This window comes from Rhizobium sp. 18055 (assembly GCF_902706285.1).
Taxonomy (GTDB): Bacteria; Pseudomonadota; Alphaproteobacteria; order Rhizobiales; family Rhizobiaceae; genus Rhizobium.
The window spans coordinates 1-410 of record NZ_CACSKD010000392.1; the positions used below are offsets into that span (position 1 = coordinate 1).

1 protein-coding gene is annotated in these 410 nt (G+C 64.9%); it reads right to left on the bottom strand.

Features of this window, described 5'->3' with window-relative positions; translation table 11 throughout:
• Positions 1-389 (bottom strand): aconitase family protein (locus GVL52_RS32440; protein ID WP_244619356.1); only part of this gene is annotated, 389 nt, incomplete at its 3' end.
• Positions 390-410: the final 21 nt, after the last annotated feature.

Here is a 410-nt window from a genome sequence, read left to right on the forward strand (position 1 = left end):
GGCACCAGCGGCTCGATCTTCTTGGGCTTCTTGCCCAGGCGCTGGGCGACGCTGCGCATCGCGGCCAGATCGGCCAGCAGCGGCACGCCGGTGAAATCCTGCAGCACCACGCGCGAGACGATGAAGGGGATCTCGTCCTTGCGCTCGGCCACCGGCTGCCAGTTCGCGAGCTGCTCCACGTGCTCCGGCGTCACCTTCACGCCGTCGCAATTGCGCAGGACCGACTCCAGAACGATGCGAATGGACACCGGCAGCCGGTGGATGGACGGAAACTGGCGGGCCAGGGCGGGCAGCGAATGGAACTGCCCGCTTTTTCCCGATCTGGTGGTGAATGTCTGCAGGGTGGATGCGAAAGCGTGGCGGGAAACCGCCGGAGACTTCGAGGCCATAAAGCACTACTCCTTGAATGG